This is a genomic window from Ningiella algicola (assembly GCF_028401415.2).
Lineage (GTDB): Bacteria > Pseudomonadota > Gammaproteobacteria > Enterobacterales > Alteromonadaceae > Glaciecola.
In genome coordinates, this window is the sequence record NZ_CP171821.2 from 4,541,954 (window position 1) to 4,558,865 (window position 16,912).

17 protein-coding genes are annotated in these 16,912 nt (G+C 45.3%); 7 read left to right on the forward strand and 10 right to left on the reverse strand.

The features are described from left to right. Window positions 1–16: 16 nt before the first annotated feature. The 6 genes from PN836_RS19810 to rplS all read left to right on the forward strand — a co-directional run bounded on the left by PN836_RS19810 (window position 17) and on the right by rplS (window position 4,278). A complete protein-coding gene (locus PN836_RS19810) occupies window positions 17–691 on the forward strand; it encodes an SDR family oxidoreductase (protein WP_395341730.1) in 675 nt (224 codons plus the stop codon). 12 nt (window positions 692–703) lie between these two features. After that, window positions 704–2,149 carry an MFS transporter gene (locus PN836_RS19815; protein ID WP_395341732.1) on the forward strand — a complete coding sequence of 482 codons (1,446 nt, stop codon included), beginning with the start codon at window positions 704–706 and terminating at the stop codon, window positions 2,147–2,149. Between the two features lie 140 nt (window positions 2,150–2,289). Further along, entirely contained in the window at window positions 2,290–2,538 is a 249-nt protein-coding gene (gene rpsP / locus PN836_RS19820; RefSeq protein WP_395341735.1) for a 30S ribosomal protein S16, read from the forward strand. 45 nt (window positions 2,539–2,583) lie between these two features. Continuing rightward, on the forward strand, window positions 2,584–3,111 hold the full coding sequence (gene rimM / locus PN836_RS19825) for a ribosome maturation factor RimM (RefSeq protein ID WP_395341738.1): 528 nt from the start codon (window positions 2,584–2,586) through the stop codon (window positions 3,109–3,111). 1 nt (window position 3,112) lies between these two features. After that, the gene (gene trmD, locus PN836_RS19830) at window positions 3,113–3,898 is read left to right on the forward strand and encodes a tRNA (guanosine(37)-N1)-methyltransferase TrmD (RefSeq protein WP_395341740.1); all 786 of its coding nucleotides are present in this window, start codon (window positions 3,113–3,115) and stop codon (window positions 3,896–3,898) included. 20 nt (window positions 3,899–3,918) lie between these two features. Continuing rightward, the gene (gene rplS, locus PN836_RS19835) at window positions 3,919–4,278 is read left to right on the forward strand and encodes a 50S ribosomal protein L19 (RefSeq protein WP_395341741.1); all 360 of its coding nucleotides are present in this window, start codon (window positions 3,919–3,921) and stop codon (window positions 4,276–4,278) included. 74 nt (window positions 4,279–4,352) lie between these two features. On the opposite strand, the gene PN836_RS19840 is transcribed toward rplS, so the two are convergent. Both PN836_RS19840 and PN836_RS19845 read right to left on the reverse strand, forming a co-directional pair. After that, window positions 4,353–5,660 (reverse strand): hypothetical protein, encoded by a 1,308-nt coding sequence (locus PN836_RS19840; RefSeq protein ID WP_395341744.1) that lies wholly within the window; start codon window positions 5,658–5,660, stop codon window positions 4,353–4,355. Between the two features lie 42 nt (window positions 5,661–5,702). Beyond that, window positions 5,703–6,566, reverse strand: a complete 864-nt coding sequence (locus PN836_RS19845) for a hypothetical protein (RefSeq protein WP_415926381.1) — start codon at window positions 6,564–6,566, stop codon at window positions 5,703–5,705. 352 nt (window positions 6,567–6,918) lie between these two features. On the opposite strand from PN836_RS19845, the gene PN836_RS19850 reads away from it, so the two are divergent. Then, window positions 6,919–7,758, forward strand: a complete 840-nt coding sequence (locus PN836_RS19850; protein ID WP_395341748.1) for a PEP-CTERM sorting domain-containing protein — start codon at window positions 6,919–6,921, stop codon at window positions 7,756–7,758. 83 nt (window positions 7,759–7,841) lie between these two features. On the opposite strand, the gene PN836_RS19855 is transcribed toward PN836_RS19850, so the two are convergent. From PN836_RS19855 to PN836_RS19890, 8 genes are all read right to left on the reverse strand, one after another. Further along, a complete protein-coding gene (locus PN836_RS19855) occupies window positions 7,842–8,783 on the reverse strand; it encodes a glycosyltransferase family 2 protein (RefSeq protein WP_395341751.1) in 942 nt (313 codons plus the stop codon). Between the two features lie 4 nt (window positions 8,784–8,787). Continuing rightward, window positions 8,788–9,261, reverse strand: coding sequence for an FKBP-type peptidyl-prolyl cis-trans isomerase (locus PN836_RS19860; RefSeq protein WP_395341754.1), 474 nt, complete (start codon window positions 9,259–9,261; stop codon window positions 8,788–8,790). Window positions 9,262–9,388: 127 nt separating this feature from the next. Then, the gene (locus tag PN836_RS19865) at window positions 9,389–10,261 is read right to left on the reverse strand and encodes a substrate-binding periplasmic protein (RefSeq protein WP_395341757.1); all 873 of its coding nucleotides are present in this window, start codon (window positions 10,259–10,261) and stop codon (window positions 9,389–9,391) included. 143 nt (window positions 10,262–10,404) lie between these two features. Then, window positions 10,405–13,584: an efflux RND transporter permease subunit gene (locus tag PN836_RS19870; RefSeq protein ID WP_395341758.1), complete on the reverse strand. Its 3,180-nt coding sequence runs from the start codon at window positions 13,582–13,584 to the stop codon at window positions 10,405–10,407. 1 nt (window position 13,585) lies between these two features. Beyond that, window positions 13,586–14,665, reverse strand: coding sequence for an efflux RND transporter periplasmic adaptor subunit (locus PN836_RS19875; protein ID WP_395341761.1), 1,080 nt, complete (start codon window positions 14,663–14,665; stop codon window positions 13,586–13,588). 1 nt (window position 14,666) lies between these two features. Further along, window positions 14,667–15,158 carry a GbsR/MarR family transcriptional regulator gene (locus PN836_RS19880; RefSeq protein ID WP_395341763.1) on the reverse strand — a complete coding sequence of 164 codons (492 nt, stop codon included), beginning with the start codon at window positions 15,156–15,158 and terminating at the stop codon, window positions 14,667–14,669. 130 nt (window positions 15,159–15,288) lie between these two features. Then, entirely contained in the window at window positions 15,289–15,741 is a 453-nt protein-coding gene (locus tag PN836_RS19885) for a hypothetical protein (protein WP_395341765.1), read from the reverse strand. 128 nt (window positions 15,742–15,869) lie between these two features. Further along, window positions 15,870–16,826, reverse strand: a complete 957-nt coding sequence (locus PN836_RS19890; RefSeq protein WP_395341767.1) for a chemotaxis protein CheV — start codon at window positions 16,824–16,826, stop codon at window positions 15,870–15,872. Between the last annotated feature and the right edge of the window lie 86 nt (window positions 16,827–16,912).

A 16,912-nucleotide genomic window follows, 5' to 3' on the forward strand; every position in this document is an offset into this window, starting at 1 on the left:
AATCATAAGGAAAAGCATGAGCGAAACGTCAAAAAATGTAGTTATTATTGGTGCAAACCGCGGTATTGGGTTGGAATTTGTTAAGCAGTACACTGAAAACGGCGCGAAGGTGACAGCAGTTTGTCGTAAAGCGAGTGATGCATTAAAAGCGCTGGATTGTGCCCTGATTGAGGGAGTAGATGTTACTGATAATGACTTGCAAAGCCGCTTAATCAGTCAGCTCGCAGTAGATAAAATTGACACGCTTATTCACAACTCGGGTATCTTAAAGGGCGACAGCTTTCCAGACATTGATGTCGAAAATATGAAGCACCACTTTGACGTCAATACGCTTGGGCCTTTGCGCACCATAATGGCGCTTAAGTCAAAGCTCCGGGAAGGAAGTAAAGTGGGCATTGTCAGCTCGCGGGTTGGCTCAATTGAAGATAATTCGAGTTCACATAATTACGCGTACAGGGTGTCGAAAACTGCGGTAAACATGCTTGGTAAATGTTTGAGTATTGATTTAAAAGACAATGGTGTTGCAGTCGCTTTGCTGCATCCTGGCTATGTCCGTACTGAAATGACAGGAAACAATGGTCATATTGAGGCTGATGAGGCGGCGCGAGGGTTAATTGCGCAAATGAATGAGCTGAGTTTGAATTCGACCGGGATTTTTGTGCATAGCAGTGGTGAGCTTTTACCGTGGTAAAAAGCGTTATTCTTGTCTAAATTAAGCGCTTCTAATTCGGCATCTTCATCCGAACATTCGAGTGCAAGTAGCACAACCAGCGCCGCGCTTATAGCAGTATGCGCTGGGTATTTGATTGCCCCAATGGGGATGGCCTCGGTCAACGTTGCCATTCCTGCGCTTGCTGACGACTTGCAAGCCAGTGCAGCCAAGGTGGCCTGGCTTCCTACGCTCTATATTCTAGCCAATGTCGCGTTGCTATTACCGTTTGGAAAGTTAGCCGATAATTACGGGCGAAAGCGAATCTATGCGATGGGCTTAGCCTTAAATGCGCTCGCTGCTGGGATGTGTGCCGTTGCCAGTAATATTGATTGGATATTGTTGTGGCGCTTTGTTCAAGGGGCATCAGGCGCCATGATTTTCGGCACAGGGATCGCAATTATTACGTCTGTTGCTCCTAGTCATAAGCGTGGCTCTGCGCTGGGTATTGTAGCCGCCTGTGTTTATATTGGTCTTACCTTAGCGCCTGCCGTGGGCGGCTGGCTTACGGAGTTTCTGGGGTGGCGAGCCGTCTTTTATTTTCAAATTCCCTTTGTGTTTGCTCTGTTAGTATTTATTAAGCTTAAGTTACCGGCAGAGTATAAAAACGATGAGCACTCGCGTTTTGATTACCTAGGCGCATGTATTTTTGTCATGTTTGCCTGTTCGCTGGTGTATGGCCTAAGTAAGCTTCCAAGTATTTTGGGTGTCATGCTTTTGCTTACTTCATTTGTATGCCTGACCGTATTTGTCCTCCATCAAAGCCGTGATAAGCACCCTTTAATTCGCGTACAAATGTTTAAAGAAAGTCGAGTGTTTAGCTTATCGCTGAGTACTTCATTTTTAATGTACGCCAGTAATTTTGCCATAATATTCTTACTCAGCCTTTTCTTGCAGTATATCCAAGGGCTAAGTCCTGCGAAGGCTGGACAAATACTGTTGCTTCAAGCGCTGTGCATGGCTGTGATGGCACCAATTGCAGGGCGACTTTCAGACCGATTTGAGGCGAGGATTATCGCAAGCCTTGGATGCGCTCTTGTGGCCTTTGGCTTTGTCTTATTAAATCAAATTGATACACAAACAAAGCTTAGCTTTATCGGCGTGGCGCTGTGCGCGCTAGGACTTGGTTTTGGTTTGTTTTCGACGCCTAACAACAGCGCTATTATGGGAGCGGTGAGCGAAGCCGAAGTGGGAGTAGCCTCGGCGTCAATGAATCTCTCGAGGACAATTGGCAACTTGGTCGGTATGAGTTTGGTGAACCTGATGATGCAAATTCTCATTGGAGAAAATACGTTTGGCCCTGAACAGAATCCAGCGCTGATGTTAACTATTTCCATAGCCTTGAAAGTATCACTTTCTTTCGTGTTGCTCGCATGCATATTGTCCGCGCTAAGAGGCAAGGAGAATGCACAGACTAAGCACCGTAAACACTTGCAATAGCGGCGTATGTGCGTATAATTCGCGCACCTTTTTACCGCTAATGGTGTTTCGGATTGGTTTTCTATTCGCTTCTCTGTTCGCTTTTTTGCTCGGTAATAAGGCATTGTTAACGGTAACGCTACAACGAGTTTGAGGCATATATGGTTACTATTCGTTTACAGCGTGGTGGTGCAAAAAAGCGCCCATTTTATCAAGTGGTTGTTGCTGACAGCCGTCGTGCTCGCAATGGCAAGTTCATTGAGAACATTGGCTTTTTCAATCCAACTGCACAAGGTCAAGCTGAAAGGCTTCGTTTAGATCTTGAGCGTGTTGAGCATTGGGTAAGCCATGGCGCGGGTCTTTCTGACCGTGTTGCACGCTTGGTAAAAGACGCAAAAGCGGCAGCTTAAGCTGCGCTTTTGTTGTATAGGTTTTTTGCATAATGCGGAGTGAAGATGAGTGTTGCGTCTGACACATTAATTGTTGGCAAAATTGGAGCGCCTCACGGCGTCAAAGGTTGGGTCAAAATTAACAGCTTTACTCAGAATGCAGAAAATATTTTTGACTATGCGCCTTGGCAACTTGGGGCAGGTGAAAAAACAAAAACAATCAAGGTTGATCAATGGCGTCAACATAACAAAGCCCTTGTAGCTAAGTTAGTTGGCGTTGAGTCTAGAGATGACGCTGAGCTGATAAAGAATCTCGATATCAGCATTCCAGCATCACAGCTTCCAGAGCTTGAGAACGATTTTTACTGGAAAGACTTAATCGGTATGCAGGTTATGACTACTAAAGGTTATGATTTGGGTAAGGTTAAGGAATTGTTCGAAACAGGCTCAAACGATGTGATGACGGTAAAAGCCAATCCCAATGACGCATTTGGTCAAAAAGAACGTTTATTGCCTTTTATTTACGATGAAGTCGTTATTGAGGTAGATAAGCAGGCGAACACCATAAAAGTGGACTGGGATCCAGCGTTTTAAAATGCATAAGGGTCCGCGGTTTTGTCCTAGGTTTTGCGTAGTCACGCTTTTTCCTGAGATGTTCACTAGCTTTGTAGAGCAAGGCGTAGTGGGCAGAGCAGTGAAAAAGGGCTTGATTGAAGTCTTATTGGTTAATCCAAGAGACTTTGCTCACGACAAACACAGAACCGTAGACGACCGACCATACGGCGGTGGTCCTGGAATGCTGATGATGGTGCAGCCCCTTGCAGACGCAATTGCAAAAGCGAAATCGCTTTTAGCCAGAGATGGCAATGAAAATAGCAAAGTGGTTTATTTGTCCCCGCAAGGACAAGTCCTCAATTACGAGGGCGTCAAATCACTCGGTCGGCATCAAGACTTAGTGTTGATTGCAGGCCGATATGAAGGTATCGATGAGCGCGTAATACAAACCTTAGTTGATGAAGAATGGTCAATTGGAGATTACGTATTAAGCGGCGGTGAGCTTCCGGCCATGGTCCTAATAGACGCAGTGGCTCGATTGGTTCCCGAGGTATTAGGGCATGCAGGTTCTGCCGAAGAAGATTCGTTTTCTAACGGCTTGCTAGATTGCCCACATTATACTCGACCTGAGACCTTAAATGATTTGAGCGTTCCGTCAGTGTTATTGAGTGGCGACCACGAAAAAATTAGACAGTGGCGACTTCAAGCGTCTTTACAAAGAACGCTGGAGCGACGCCCTGATTTGTTAAATAACCTAGCTCTGACTGAGGAGCAACAGCAAATACTTGATTCATTCAAGCGCGCTGATGCAGCAGATGACAGTTAATTCTAGGAAGTGAGGATTCGATGGCTAAAGTTAATCAAGACATCATTAAAAAAATTGAGCAAGCACAGCTCAAGACTGATTTACCTGAGTTCGGCCCAGGTGATACAGTGGTAGTCAAAGTGCGCGTTAAAGAAGGTGATAAAGAGCGTCTTCAGGCATATGAAGGCGTAGTTATCGCAAAACGTAATCGTGGTTTACATTCTTCGTTTACGGTTCGCAAGATTTCAAGCGGTGAAGGTGTAGAGCGTGTGTTCCAAACTCATAGCCCTGCGATCGATTCTGTTGAAGTGAAACGTCGCGGTGCAGTTCGCAGAGCTAAATTGTACTATCTTCGTGAGCGTTCAGGTAAATCTGCACGTATCAAAGAAAAACTTAACTAAATTTAATTTGCTGTTACCGTTAACAATAAAAAACCCGCCAAACGGCGGGTTTTTTCATGCCATGCAACAACGCACTATTCCACTGTCATTTCCATATTTAAATACATTTGCGCGTTTGCATCTCCTTTAGTCTCGCTCAGCTCCACCCTGATAATGCCATTGTTCGGCTTTGGTAGTCGAGAGGTAAGGATACGCCACGTGTCGATTTTGCGTGTGCCCGGACCGCTTTCGCAGGTTGCACAAATGGGTATTACATCCAAGGGAAAAAAGTGCTCAAAAAGCTTAGGAGCAACAAGGCCAAACCTCAAATCATTGTCACTCATCAATCCACTAGCTCTTATCCTTGGGTTTGCCTCGCGTAATAGCGCGTCTGCACTTGAGTAGCCATAGCTTATACTGTCGAATTTAAATCTGGCACGTGAATCTAAATTGCCCACACAGCTTCTTTCACCGACCTGTACATCTTTAATACTGTACAACACATCCTCGCCCTTTAATTCGCCTACACTGGCGAGTATTTCCGGTCTTAACACATGTTCTTTACCTGAGGGATCATTGAGGAATAAAAACGGATATACAGAAGCATTTAAATCCTCATTACTCCCACTAAAGCCCCAATCATCACTCTCAATTACGCATACATTTCCCACTTCAAAATTGACCTCTATCACGGTGGGAGCTGTGTAGGGCGCGGGTGATGGCGAAGGTTCGCTTGGTGCTTCAGGACGCTCGGTTGCTGCAATAAACTCATTGTCTTTGAGTGAGAAAGTGGTCACAAAAAAAGGCGTAGAATTTACATCTATCTGCGTATTGATGCGACTCCCTGAGGCATCGTTACCAACAAAGCTTATCCTTTGTTTTTCGGATGGGTTTGACGTCTCCACCTTCAAGGTTTCTGAATTGAATAATAAGCTTGGCGCGGTAGCAATACTTGAACCGTCAGATGCGCCAATGCTTGCAACGCTGCCACTCCAATAGCACGCTAAGGCAAGCGTGCCATTGTCTGCTAAGGTGTCAAACACTTGTTCAGAAAAAACAGATGCTCTAGGGCGTGCCATACCCTTTCTACCTGCTGATGCGCTGGGGCGCCCCCCTTTTTCACCTGAAAGTGTGTACACGCCCTCAGCCTCACCATTTTCATTTAGCGGTATTTTTCGTTTGATTGCCTGACTCAAAAGGGGCTCAAGACGTTTTCCTGACTCAGCAAACAGCTCACAAGTAAACTCAAGTGCTGACACATTTGCTTCACTTCCCAAATTAATTTTGTATGGGATATCGATTTCTATTTTATTGATCGCGTGAGCTTGGCAAGTCAGTGCGCTCATGCCGAGCACCCCTGCCATAAGGGCCATTCGACTCTTTAAGTGCTGCATCATTTCCATAGTATCTTTCTCCTATTGCCAACCATCTTGTTGGCTTTACTGTTAATCTAATATTGCTTCGTCACTAAAGGCTTTGCAGACGGCATCGGTATTGCCTGACAGCATTGCCACCATATTTCGCTGGACAATTTGCATAATTTTTTGCTCGGCGGCATAAGTGCTTTCTCCATCTGTGTACATTTGCTGAAGTGTCTTTTGTAAATTATGAATGGCTGGACAGTCAGTAAACGGTAGTAAGCCGTTCAAGCCGAAATCAAAATTCATCGCATCTAAAAATGCCTGATCCGGGCAATGCGAGGTTTCGCCCAAATAGTATTGAACTGCTTCACAAAAGGTCATTTGAGCTGACCAACCGCTGTTCGCCACTGTTGCTTTTGCATTGCGCACATCATGTTTCACGGCGCATGTGTATAAGTGGGGACATAGGCGTTGGTTAGTGGGGGAGGCGAAGGGGAAGTTTTTATGCCCTGAGTCGACAGTAGCGGCATTAGCGTTTTCTTCAAGCATAAATGCAGAAAGTCTTGAAGTGCTTATTGCAAACAAACGTGGTGTGGCAATTGCGGTGAGCGGCTTGCTGGTAATCTTTAATACGCTGTGGCTGTTTGTGGCGCTAAGTAAAGGCGTAGTGAGCTCAAATTGTTGCGCTTGTTTCTCTGCTAGAAGGCTTGGAGCAGTCACTTTGTATACCTGTCTCTTTGCTCGTGCGACGATAGCGGGCGTGGTGATTTTGTAATCTGAACGCGCAGTTTGTGCGTTTATTGTTGGACTAGTCAGCTTAAAACTATTGCTGCGACTGGCTTCACGCTCAGCTGGCACGAAGAAAAATGCTTGCGCTTTTGACAGCGCAGTGGGTGCGATGCAAAGCGTGAGCATCAGTACAATCCATGTCATTTTTCGCATATCCAAAGAAAATCCCTCGACCAACTAATAATTTGCAATCAATATCTGAGCCGCTCGCGTTCTAGCGTGCATTTGTTAGCAATTAGTAATTACTTAGATACGATGCTAATCAAGCCTCTCTAAGGGCGCATACCCCATATGGCTTATGTCTAATAAAAAAGTCGTGAGTGGTTTTCATGGTCAATATTTCACTGAGTAATTATTTTTTTGTTTGCTGCAACTTTTGCATTTCATCGTCGTAATTCGGTTGTGAAAGGACACATGCATGTGTTTATTGAGAAAAACTTTAATTAGAAAGCAAAGTTCACAAGCCTTTCAACAAGACGTATACAAACATTTCATGGAACTAGGAAAGAACATGACTGCTTACAAATCAATAAAATCTATTTTACTCGCAAGTACAGCAATACTATTTGTTAATACCTCGCACGCCGCATTGATAGGTGATACGCCCAATATTATTTTTGACAATACGGTTAATTTTGACACCCCCGACGAGTTGCGTCCTACCGTTGATGCCTTCCGCGATATATTGGGCCCATTAAATGCAAATGCCCCCGTTAACGGCGATCCAAATGGTCGGCGTCAAATTAACTGGGACGCGGCACCTGATGCAATCTCTGACCCTAACCCATTTCCCGGTGATTTCTTCAACGGTGATTCAGCACCTCGTGCTCGAGGCATCGAATTTCGTGAAACTGGAGATACCACGGGATTTGAGCTGAGTGCCACAGAAGATTCAGGAACTGCACCGCTGTTTGGTTTGCCAACTGATTTTCAGGCCTTCTCACAAGAGCGTATTTTCCGCCAAGTAGGGGGCGATACATTTGATGTGTTGTTTTTTGACCCCTCTGATCAAACTACACCAGCGCTTACTTCAGGTTTGGGCGTGGTATTTACCGATGTGGAGCTGTTTGATACCGCCTTTATGGTGTTCTACGACCAGTTTAATAATATCTTAGCTGAACGCAATGTAGCGCCAGGTAACGATATAGGTCTTTCGTTTTTAGGATTAGCGTTCGACGCCCCCATCATTTCTCGAGTATCTTTCACCGTAGGTGGTGGAAATGTTGCCATGGACGACTTTATCTTTGGCGAGCCGATTGCCATTGCAGAGGTGCCAGTGCCTGCAACTGTTTCTTTGTTATTGGCGGGTATAGCATTAAGCTTTGGGCGTAAAAAGTTTCAGATGAAATAAAGCAGTGCTCATCTGAGGTCATTGATACTAAGCGCTATGCCATGCATAGCGCACATCGTATGCTTAGACATCTTCGGCCGACCTCAAGCTTTACGAAGCTTTTTGACCATGAAATGCGGCAACAAACAAGCAATAAAAACACTCCAAGCCTGTTTAGTCATGCGCATAGAAAGGGATTTTCTAAACAGCCGCCTTGCCTCGCTAATGTCTCCGTGATCCAAGTAAGCAATGCCTAACCAATAGGTTAGCACCGCTTGTCGCCTTACCACGGCATCTTCTTTTTCAAGCCCCGTGCCTTGGATGTTTTTGCTAAGCACGGCAAGCTCTTGGGTTAACATGCCGCGTCGATCCAAATGCCCTTGTTCGGAATGCACGCGATACACCACGAGTTCTTCGTCTAAATAGGAAAAAGCAGCCCGTTTCGCCACGCGAAGCCATAAATCATAGTCTTGGCAGGTATTGCCTTCTATGTTGAGGTCGATGCCGTTTAGCTCATCAACAATGGCTTTGCTTACGAGCACGCTTGAGTTATAAATATGGTTTTCTTTAAACAGATTTAAAAAGCACATGCCTACTAAGCGTTCTGGCTTGGCGTTAGGGTTTATATTTTCTCGAAACTGCTTGGTAGACTGGTCGAAGGTTTGTACTGCGGTATGCACCAGTCCCACATTAGCATCGGCTTGAATAGCCTTAACTTGCTTTTCAATTTTGGTCTCTAACCACCAGTCGTCTTGGTCTAAAAATGCAATGTATTCGCCCTTAGCGACTTTCAATCCATGCGTGCGAGCGTAGGCAACACCCTGATTTTCTTGATGAAAATATCTGACTTTATCGCCAAAGCTGTGTATGACCTGTGCCGAATTGTCTGGTGAGCCATCGTCAATACAAATTATTTCAATATTTTTGTAGCTCTGCTTAAGCACGCTTTCAATGGTGTTGTGTATAAAGCTTTCACCTTTGTACACTGGAATGATTGCGCTAACTAGAGGCTTTCGTTCGGCTTCCTTGCTTTGATTATCTGACATAGCGTTACGCTTCTATATCCAGTAGTTCAACTTCAAAGATTAGCAGCGACCCAGCGGGGATGGAACCGGCGCCTCGATTCCCATAGCCAAGCTCAGCAGGGATAAAAAACTTAAACTTATCACCCACCACCATAAGCTGTAAGCCCTCTGTCCAGCCTTTAATAACTTGATTTAACGCAAAGCTGATTAGCTCACCGCGCTCAACAGAAGAGTCGAACACAGTGCCGTCTACGAGCGAGCCGTGATAATGCACTTTAACCGTGGACCTAGCGCTTGGGTGCTCATTCCCTTCACCTTTTTCTAATATTTGATACTGCAGGCCTGAGTCGGTTTCAATCACTCCGTCTTTCGACTTGTTCTCGATCAAGAAATTACTCGAGATCGTTGCATTTTCTTCGGCCTGCTTTTTATTCGCAGAGCTTCTAACAAAAAAGAAAATAACCAGTGCAATAACTATCCCGACAACAATAAACTTCATCTTTTATCCTAAGCAGACCTTAATGTAACAAGTCTATCATCACGGAAATTCTTTGGTAAGGCTAAGCAGCCCAAGCCATGAAAAGAAATGGCTTGAGTTTGTATATAGACACTAGGGCTTGTTTTAGTTATTTCTTGTATTTGTTAACGGTATCGGTGTATTGAGCACTGTTTTTAAAGTCCGTTAAGGCCTCATCAAATCGCTCGACTGTAGTTGGGTCGACTGATGCCTTGCTAAACATCACATAGATATCGCCGGTTTCAATGGTATAGCCGCTCTCAACAATGAGTCCGCTTAAGGCTTTTTGCCTGAGCATAGATGCGCCAACAAACTCATCTTCTAAAAAGCCATCAATATCCATGTCGAGCAAACGGGCGATGTTTAACTCTCCCATAATACTAAACACAAATTGATCGGCAGTGTTTTCACCGTCAAAGAGGGCAGAAACTTGGTCGCCGTAAAAATAATCGCTGACCACGCCAATTTTTTTGTCGCTATCGATAAACGAATTGATATCGCTTAGTCCTGCAATGCTTTCGTCATCCCTTCTCACGTATAGTGCGAATGTTTCCATGCGGTAAGGCTCACTGAAAAAGGCAAACTCTTCACGGGCTTGGGTTTTTGATGCGCCAAGCAAAACATCAACATCACCGTTTCTCAGGTCATTGAGCAAACTTACCCAAGTACCCTGAACAAACTCTACGTCGCATCCCATTGTGTCAGTCACGCTGGTCACAATTTCAATGTCTAAGCCTCGCACATTGTCGTCAACATCAACATATTGATAGGGCGACCAAATATCGAAGCCCATTCGCAAACTGCATTCTGGGAGTGGGGGAGGTATATCAACAGTGGGCTCAGGTATGGCTTGAGTGGCCATGTTGGTTTCGCTAGCGATTGGTTCAGAGCTACTTTCTTGTTCGCTTTGTCTCTGCTCTTGACTGCAAGATATGAGGGCAAAAGACAATACTATGAGTAACATGGATAAAGATGCTTTCATAACTAAAGTCCTTACATTGTGATCATGTAAGTTGCTCAGTTCGCACAATGCGACTAAAGCGACATCATGATGATTTGAAGTCTACTCTAGATTCTCAGTTATTGCCAGATTGTAAAAAGATTGTAAAAAATGTTGATGTGGGTTTAGCTTGTCTCGGTCTTCTTAGCCAAACTTCCTTGAAAACGAGCTTTTAGTTCATCCAATTTGTTTCGCACTGAGATTCTCAGCATTAGCAGACTAGGTGTAACCAATAAGGTAAGCGCTGTTGCAAAGGTTAGCCCCCCTGCAATGGTGCTCGAGAGCATAATCCACCATTGAGCAGACGGTGCGCCTGCGTATATTTCTCTGTCAACAATATCAATGGTGAGGGCAAATACCATTGGCATTAGCCCTAAGATGGTGGTGATAGAGGTTAGCATCACAGGGCGAATACGTTGTGCACAGGTACGCAAAATGGCATCTTGAATACTGCTTGAGTGCTTGTTGAGTTGATTAAAGGTGTCAATCAATACAATGTTGTTGTTCACAACAATACCCGCCAGAGCGATTACGCCAATTCCCCCCATTACGATGCCAAACGCTTGGCCCGTGGCTAATAAAAACAACAGCACACCTGCCGTTGAAAACACAATAGCGCTCATCACAATCATCGCTTGGTAAAAGCTATTGAACTGAGTGATAAGAATGACCAACATCAAGAATATCGATGCAATAAAAGCGTTGCTTAAAAAGGTCATTGCTTCTTGCGAGTCTTCATCTTGACCTTTAAAACTAATAAGCACTTTGTTTGCGATATTATCGGGCAGGGGATTTTGTTCCATCGCTGCGCGTAGCTTTTTTACCTGTTCGTCTGCGAGCAAGTCTTCGTTAACGCTTGCCTTAACCGACATGCTTCTTTGACCATCGCTACGCGTTATTCGCCCCGTTTTTTGAGCAGGTTCAAAGCTGACAAAATTACGAATAGGTACCGGACCTGCGTCAGTTGGGATACTAAGCGCATAAAGCTGCTCCAAATTGCGATTTTCGTCGGGGAAGCGCAAGCGGATGTCGACTTCGTCTTCTACGTCATCGGGACGATATTCCGCTAAAAGTACGCCATTGGTTACCAGCGTTACGGCATTGCCAAGCAAGGATACGTCGACGTTGAATTGGGCGGCCAGTTCACGATCTACCTTTAACCGCCACTCAACGCTGGGTAGCGCGCGGCTATCCTCTACGTCTATAAAGCCACCCACTTCTCGCATGAGCATTCTAATGTGTTCGACCGCCGCTACTAATTCGTGCTGGTGCACCGCGCTAATATTCAGCTGAACGGGCTTTCCTGTAGACGGACCCGCTTGTTGCTCACGAATCTGCACTTTGATGCCGGGGATATCGCTTACGTTTTCACGCATTTGTTCAATAAGTTCATTGGCACTAGGACGAAGCTGCCAGTCGGCTAAATCAAGCTGAATAATGCCAATAACATCTTCCGGCATATCAGATTGCGCCTGCATGCCGCCGCCCATGGTTTTGGTGTATACAGAATCCAGATGCTCTTGCATCAGCATGCGCTGTTCAACTTGGGCAACCAGCGCGTCACGCTCTGAAATGGACATATCACCGCGCGCCTGAACTTGCACTTGTAAAAACTCAGGTTCAGTTTCTGGAAAAAAGGTCACTCCCATGCCGGATTGAAAATATCCAATGTACGCTAGCACAAGCGCAACTAAAGCTGTCAATGCGGTCTTGCCCGGGCGCGCTAAGATCCATCTGAGTATAGACAAGTAGCGTCCTACCCAGCCATCAATGGCATCTAAGTCACCGCTTTCAGCGGCCTGAATGGATATGGCAGATGCTGATGTCGTATTTGAAGCCTTTCGGCTTAGCAAACTGCCAAGCACAGGTATAAATATGAGCGCCATAAGTAGAGACGCAATTAAGGTGATAATCACTGTGATGGGTAAGTACTTCATAAACTCGCCAACCAGACCTGGCCAGCTAAGTAGCGGCACGAATACCGCAAGCGTTGTGGCAGTAGAAGCCGCAATGGGCCAGCTCATGCGTTTAGCGGCGCGAGCAAAGGCGCTTGAAGGCGGTTCACCTTCTTGTAGGTATCGGTCGGCAAGTTCTATGGTAACAATAGCACCATCTACGAGCATCCCCACCACCAGAATTAAGCTAAACAGGACGACGATATTCAAAGTGTAGTCAAAGAAATATATCACCATCATGGCTGACAAAAACGAGCCGGGAATGGCTAAACCCACTAGTATTGATGGGCGAACGCCCAGAGCAGCAATCACAACAATCATAACCAGCACAATCGCTGTAATGACGTTGTTTTCTAAATCGCCCAGCATGGTTTTGACCTGGTCGGATTTATCTTGCAAGTATCGGACTTTTAAAGCGTCAGGCCATCGTGTTTGGGCTTGGTTCACAATGGCGCGCACCTGCTCAACCGTTTCTATGATATTTGCGCCTGTGCGTTTTGACACTTCTAATGCAAGTGCAGGCTCACCTTGAATGCGGGCAAAAGTATTCGGATCTTTGAATGTGCGCCGTATGCTGGCAACGTCGGCAAAGGTGACAACCGTATCGTTTACCCGTTTTACTGGCAGGGTGGATAAATCTTCAAGCGACTCAATCACACCCGGTACTTTAAACACCATGCGACCTGCGCCAGCATCTAGCGCGCCTGCGGCCACAAGGCGATTGTTAGCGGTGACAAAGTTAAGCACTTCAGCAAAAGACAGGTTATAGGTTTCAAGTGCTCGCGGGTCAACAATGACCTCGAGGACTTCTTCTCTATCCCCGCCAATTTCGACTTCTAGTACGCCAGTGAGCCCTTCAATTCTGTCTTTTAGGTTTTGTGCAATTGCCAATAAGGAGCGCTCGGGTAGCTCTCCGGACAAAATCACCGTAATCACCGGAAAAAGAGAAAAGTTTATTTCGGTAACTCTTGGTTCTTCGCTACCAGGCGGAAGCTCCGCTTTCGCGATATCGACTTTTTCTCTTACATCTTGTAAGGCTTTGTCGGAGTTAAAGCCAGGGTCGAACTCAAGGGTAACCGAGCCAAAACCTTGTGAAGCGTTCGCCGATATCTCCCTAAGTCCTTCGATGCCTTGAAGCTCCTTTTCAAGAGGGCGAATTAATAAACGTTCTGAATCTTCAGGTGCAATGCCCTCATAGCTTACCGACACATAAACAATGGGGATAGTGACATCAGGCTCGGCTTCCTTTGGAATGTTTAAGTACGCACTTGCACCTGCAATTATGAGCATGACAAATACCAGCGCTATGGTGCGTGATCGCGCAAATGCGGCGTCAATTAGTGCATGCATGCTAGCGATTACCGCTCGTAGTAAGCTCTTCGGTACGAACTTCGTTACCTTGTGTCACAAAGCCTTGTCCGCTCACGATAATATCGGCTATTGCAGGCAAACCCGTCACGTATGCGCCGTCAGACAATGCCTGTACAATTTCAATTTCATGGAAATGTACAGTGTTATTCTGGTCAACCGTTTTGACGCCTAGTTTTCCGCTGTCATTAAGCGAAATCAGCGCTGGTGAGACAAAATGCGCGGAAATATCGTCCAACAAAATGCTTACTTTAGCGCTTACCCCAGTCTTCAGCTCTTTGCTAGGATTATCTATTGTCAGTTCAACGGGAAAGGTGCGAGTTTGAGAATCAGCGCGCGGTGGAATATAGCTTACCCGCGCATCCACACTCTCTCCTGTTGCCAATTCAATCATCGCTTTTGCACCAAGCTGGATTTTCTGAATATCTTGCTGTGCAATAGGTGCGGTAACGAGCAAAGATGATGTATCTAAAATCACAGCAACGGGTGTATTCACCTGAACAAAATCGCCTTGCTCAACGAGCAGACGTTCAAGCGTGCCGGCAAATGGAGAGGAAATGCGGGTGCGTTCTAAATCTAACTTAATTCTGGCTATGTTTGCCTCAGTTGCTTTTAAGTTCGCAAGCGCAAGTTCCAGTTCGCTTTGGGATTGATAGTTTTGAGTGGCTAGTTGTTGCAAACGCGCGTAGTTTTGCTTTCTGGCGGTGAGTAAGGCTTGTTGCTCAACAAGTTGCAGTTCGCGATCATCTAGTGCAAGGCTGACGATGCTTTGGTTCGCTTCAACGAATAACCCCTCGAAGGTTTGAGCAACCTCTTCCACTTCGCCTTCGGTTTGGGCGCGTAGCTGTAACACACGACTTGCTTCAACTTGCCCATGTGAAGTCACGCGCAGCGGCACCATTACCGCCTCCGCACGAGTTACAGCCACTTTAAAAGCTTGCGCTTGAGTGGATGCTTGTTTTGCTTCAGCGTCAGCATCATCACTCTTAAATATAACGCCGGATCCCATCCAGAGTATAAAAACAACCGCGCATATGAGCGCAATACTATACGAACGCGGCATATTATGAGTCTTCCGTGTTTGTTCTAGCAGATGATTGAGACAGCGACTGTGGGGAGGCTAATGGCCTGATTGCGCGTTCAAATGATTCATAAAATGTTTGAATATCATCAAGTGAGCGCATGGCGTGATCCATCTCCTTGGGAAGCGCTTGGCGCGTTTCTTTAATCACTAATTTTGCCCGTTGCATGCGACTTACAATGCCTCCTAACAACGATTCAAAAGGATTTGCAGCGAGTGAGAAATAGTCCTGCCGCTCTCCGCGTTTGCCTATTCGTTGAATAATGCCTAAATGCAACAAAAGGCGTGTGTTGGTTGAAATACTGGCGCGACTTACGTCAAGTCTTTCACTAAGCTGCGAGAAGCTTAAGGCCGCTTCTTCCATCATTAATAAGCCCATGACCCGCCCAGCAATTCTAGGCATGCCATCGTCTTGGGCGATCAAACCCATGTTTTCAACAAAGTCTTCAATCAACTTTTGCTTAGATTTGCCCATTAGCGCCTCAGAATGTGTGCTTTCTTAGATATCAGTTTGTTCAGTTTAAACTAAACAAAATAATTTAGCTAACACACCACCTACGTTCTTAAGTGAAAATTATTACCTTGAGCTTTTTTAAAGAGGAGGCTTACCCTTTAAATTGCCTGACGAACTTAGGCAAAGGCTTGCCGTTGCAGCGGATGTAGTCGCTGTTAATCTTATATTTCTTCTCTACCTGAATAACACCAATAGTCAAGGCCTCTAAGCAGATTTGCGATTCTCTATCGTTATTTTTAGCAACAACTTGCACAGTTGAGGGCTGGGCGTCGGCTGCCACTGCTTGAGAATATTTTGCGGCAAAATCGTTTAACGACATATCGTTGCACGTCAAGATTTTTTTGAACTTAGAAAATGATAATCCGTTGCGTCTAACAAGCTGCTTAGCAGCGTCTAAGCCGCCGGTGGCAGCGGCTTTACAGATTTTCGACTCTAGGTGATTGTCAGCAGTTTCAAACTCAATTGTGTTTGCGTCGCTACTTGCAGACAACACTAACGCGCTGGCACCTAAAGCAAGTACTAAAACACCTAAAAATTTCTTCATGCTACCTACCTATTTTCCTAGTTTAACTACTATATTCGCTTAAAATGACATGTAAAGTCTTTATGCGCTTATCAATGGTAAGACTTCAATATCTCGTGTGATAACACCGCTTAGCGAAATTCATGCCATTACGCGCTCTGGCTCTCTAGTACTTCACGCATGCGATCCTGCAACACGGTGACTAATAAATCGGGCTGAAACTTTGATATGAGTCTGTTGCACCCTACTTTTTTGACCATTGCTTCGTTAAAGCTGCCGCTCAAAGACGTGTTTAGCGCGATAAATAGTTCGCTCATACGTTCGTCTTCACGGACTTCAGCGGTCAGTCGATAGCCGTCCATTTCTGGCATTTCTGCGTCGGTGAACATCATTAATATTTCATCTTCAATGTTTTTCCCTTCATCCGCCCACTTCTTCAAGCGTTGCAGGGCATCGAAGCCGTTCTTTTCCTCAATTGTTTCAACGCCGACGCGATTCAAGGTTTCCCTTACTTGCCAACGTGCTGTAGAAGAGTCGTCAACTACCAACACTTTTTTGCCAGCTAGTTGTGTTGTGATTTCGTCATCCAGAAGTGCCTGGCTTACGCTTGTATCGTAATGGATAATTTCGGCTAATACTTTTTCAACATCGATAATTTCAACTAGCTCTTCACCTTCTGTTGAAGGAATTCGAGTGATTGCAGTAAGATAGTTGTTTTTCCCCGCGCTGGTAGGTGGCGGTTGAATATCGCTCCACGAGGTGTTGACGATATTCATAATTTGGCCAATTAAAAAACCTTGTACGGAACGGTTGTATTCAGTAATTATGACGTTGTCGGCTTCATAATTGTCTCTAGCGCCACTAAGTTTGATCGCGTCTCTTAAGTCGATAATTGGAATTGATTTGCCTCGGTAATTTATAACGCCACTGATATGATGATGCGCGCCGGGCATTTTGTTCATTTGCGGCAGCGTTAATACCTCTCGCACTTTAAACACATTGAGCGCAAAAGTATGCCGTGAACCAAGCTTAAACATTAGGATCTCAAGGCGGTTTTCACCCACAAGCTTAGTGCGTTGGTCGACCGACGATAGTAAATTCGACATGCATGTTTCCGAATAAAATGTATAAATAATAGTGTTTATCGGCGAGGATTCGATTTTTCTTAGTATCGTGTCCGGTGCACATAAAT